Source organism: Acidihalobacter sp. (assembly GCF_037381185.1).
Taxonomy (GTDB): Bacteria; Pseudomonadota; Gammaproteobacteria; order DSM-5130; family Acidihalobacteraceae; genus Acidihalobacter_A.
Genome location: NZ_JARRQY010000110.1, coordinates 1 through 3,336, shown reverse-complemented (window position 1 = coordinate 3,336; position 3,336 = coordinate 1). Strand labels below are relative to the sequence as shown.

3 protein-coding genes are annotated in these 3,336 nt (G+C 65.2%); all 3 read right to left on the bottom strand.

The window, feature by feature from the left end:
• Positions 1 to 3: 3 nt before the first annotated feature.
• The 3 genes from P8014_RS20375 to P8014_RS20365 all read right to left on the bottom strand — a co-directional run bounded on the left by P8014_RS20375 (position 4) and on the right by P8014_RS20365 (position 3,144).
• The gene (locus P8014_RS20375; RefSeq protein WP_337819166.1) at positions 4 to 393 is read right to left on the bottom strand and encodes a LysE family transporter; all 390 of its coding nucleotides are present in this window, start codon (positions 391 to 393) and stop codon (positions 4 to 6) included.
• A 38-nt stretch (positions 394 to 431) separates the two neighbouring features.
• On the bottom strand, positions 432 to 1,214 hold the full coding sequence (locus tag P8014_RS20370; protein ID WP_337819165.1) for an exodeoxyribonuclease III: 783 nt from the start codon (positions 1,212 to 1,214) through the stop codon (positions 432 to 434).
• Between the two features lie 76 nt (positions 1,215 to 1,290).
• Positions 1,291 to 3,144: a sodium:proton antiporter gene (locus P8014_RS20365; protein WP_337819164.1), complete on the bottom strand. Its 1,854-nt coding sequence runs from the start codon at positions 3,142 to 3,144 to the stop codon at positions 1,291 to 1,293.
• Between the last annotated feature and the right edge of the window lie 192 nt (positions 3,145 to 3,336).

The window sequence follows — 3,336 nt, the reverse complement described above, 5'->3', positions numbered from 1 at the left end:
CGTTCAGCGCGTGAGCGGCAACGCCAGGCCCAAGCTGATGAACAGCCCGCGGCGGAACAGATGGTGACCGCGCCTTGCGCTATGCGCCGCGGCACCTTCCAGGCGCAGTGGCGGCGCGCGCCACAGCTGAATGCCGAGCCAGACGAGGTAGAGACCGCCGAGCAGCTTGAGCGCGGTGAGGGCGTGGGCCGAGGTCTGCAGCAGCGTGCCAATGCCCAGCGTGGACAGCGCAATCAGGGCGACGAAGCCGAGCGTGCCGCCGCCGATGGTGAACAGCGTTTTGCGGTGGCCGTCGAGGGCGCCATGAGTGAGCGCGAGCAGGCTGTTCGGGCCGGGCGTCAGCGACAGGCCGATGACCGCGAGGAGATAGATCAGCCATGTATGGATTGCCATGGTCGCAAGCTCTCACACGCGCCGCGTCCGCACAAGCATCAGATCGTGCGGTCGTAGTCGATGGTCAGCGGCGCGTGGTCGGAAAAGCGTTCGTCGCGGTAGATGTGCGTGGCCTGGACTTTATCGGCCAGCGTCGGGCTGACGACGTGATAGTCGAGGCGCCATCCGACGTTCTTGGCCCAGGCCTGGCCGCGGTTCGACCACCAGGTGTACTGCTCGGGTGGTTGTTCCAACTGGCGGAAGGCGTCGACGTAGCCCAACTCGCCGAACACGCGGTCCAGCCAGGCGCGTTCCTCAGGCAGACAGCCGGAATTCTTCTGGTTGCCGCGCCAGTTCTTGATGTCGGCCTCGGTGTGGACGATGTTCCAGTCGGCGCAGACGACGTACTCGCGACCGTTGCCGCGCAGTTCGTCGAGTTGGGCGTACAGGCAGTCCATCAGGCGGTACTTGATCTGCTGGCGTTCGTCGCCTGAGGAGCCGGACGGCATGTATAGCGAGATCACGCTGAGGTCGCCGTACTGCGCCTCCAGCCAGCGGCCCTCGGTCTCGAACTCGGGGCAGTTCGGGCAGCCGAGTACGGCTTCCACCGCATCCGGCTTGTGGCGCGAGTAGATCGCCACGCCGCTGTAGCCCTTCTTCTCGGCGTCGGAGTAGTAGCAGTCCCAGCCCTCGGGCCAGAACATGGGGTCGGTGAGCTGCTCCGCCTGCGCCTTGGTCTCCTGGATGCAGACCACGTCGGCCTGCTGCTCGTGCAGCCAGTCGAAGAAGCCCTTGCGGGCGGCGGAACGAATGCCGTTGGCGTTGAAGGTGATGATGCGCATGCGCGGCTCCGCTGAGAAAACGGTGAAGTCTACCAGTCTGTGATCAAGCGTAGGCAGGTGCCTGGCGCAAGCACTTTCAGCCTTTAGGGGGCGTTGCCGTTTCGCTCGCCCTCGAGGATTTGTCCCAGTCCTCCGCATCGGGCGAGGTCAGCGCCAGCAGTACGAAGCCCGGTCCCGGTTTGATCTGCGTGTCGGCGGTGAACACCCGTAGGTCGCCGCGTGGCGTGATCGTGAACAGCGGGATGCTGCGTTTGCCCTGCGCTTCGCGCCAGGCGGCGAAATCGAACTGTTCGCTCAGTGTGGTGGCGCGGATTTCGGCGCCCTGCTTGAGCAGGCTGGAAAACTTCCGATAGGACACGCCCTTGCCGAACAGCGGGCGTCCGCGGAATTCGGCCGAGGCGCCGTGCTTGACTTCGCGTTCGTCGTCCTCGACGGCGACGGACAGGGTGAAGATACCCCGGTCGCCGAATTCGCGGCGATAGTAGCGGGCGGCGAGTACGTTGAGTTCGGTCTGCGGGGCGAGACCCAACAAATGGCCGATGCCGACCAGATCGAGATGCCGGTCGGCGTGTTCGGAAACCGGATTGCCATGGTAGGTGCTCAGGCCACCCATGCGCGCAGCGCTGACGTGTTCCCAGTAGCTGTCCGCCAGGATCACCGGGAAACCGCGTTTGAACAGCGCGCCGCCCACGGCCCTGGCCACGGGATTGGCGCCAACGATGAGTACGCCGCGAGGTTCGGGTTCGGCGACGCCGAGCAGATGGGCCAGTGGCCGCGCGCTCAGGCTTTGCAGGATCACCGTGCCGATGATGACCAGGAAGGTCAGGGGGACGAGCAGGTGCGCCTCGGGATAGCCGAGTTCCTCCAGGCGCAAGGCGAACAGGGCCGAGATGGCGGCAGCGACGATACCTCGGGGGCCGATCCAGGCGAGGAGAACGCGCTCACGCCAGTTGAGGGTCGAACCGAGGGTCGACAGCGCCACCTTCAGGGGCCTGGCCACGAACTGGATAACCGCTAGTACGCCCAGCGCCCCCCAGCCCATCAGGACCATATCGCCGAGTTGCAGCCGGGCGGCGAGGATGATGAACAGGCCGGAGATGAAGAACACGCTGAGGCTTTCCTTGAAGTCGAGGATGGCCTCGACCGGCACGCGCTTCATATTGGTGAGCCACATACCCATTACCGTCACCGCAAGCAGGCCGGATTCTGCTTCCACGGCGTTGGCCCCCGCGAATACTGCGAATACCAGAGCCAGGGTGGTCACGTTGTGCAGGTATTCGGGGATAAGGTAGTTGCGCAGCAGCAGCCCGAGCAGGTGGCCGGCAGCGGCGCCGAACAGCGTGCCGGTAACGACGATCAGGCCGAACACCAGTGCGACGTGCCCGAACGCCGCGCCGGTATGGCTGGAGACGATGGACTCGAACACCAGCACGGCGAGCAGGGCGCCGAGCGGGTCGATGACGATGCCCTCCCAGCGCAGCGCCTTGGCGACGGCGGCGGTGGGCCGCACGGTGCGTAGCAGGGGCACGATCACGGTCGGTCCGGTCACCGTCATCAGGGCGCCGAACAGCGCAGCCAGCTGCCAGCCGAGGCCGAACAGCCAGTGTGCCGCCAGTGCCGTGACGGTGCCGCTGATGAGCAGGCCGAAACTGACCAGATTGCGCACTACGCGCTGCAGACCGCGGATTTCCTCCAGTTTGAGGGTCAGGCTGCCCTCGAACAGCACTACCGCCACCGCCAGCGACACGAGCGGAAACAGGAGGTCTCCGAACAGACGGTCCGGATGCAGCCAACCGATGACCGGGCCGACGAGGATGCCGCCCAGCAGCAGGAACAGGATCGCCGGCAGCTTTACCCGCCAGGCGAGCCACTGACAGGCGATGCCGAGCAAACCGATGGAGGCCAGGGCGATCAGGGCGGATTCGTTCATCTGGGATTGGTCCTGATGCGGTGGAGGCGGGATCAGTTTGCCAGATGACGCTGTATTTCTCCTGCGTGTTTAGGGACACGCTGAACTATTGCTGATTCAGCCGGCGAGGTGTTTGGCCCCTCGCGTATCCGTCCACGGTGGCGCGAACCACGACTTTAGCGTCGTTGACGCCGGCCTATTAGCGTGATTTCG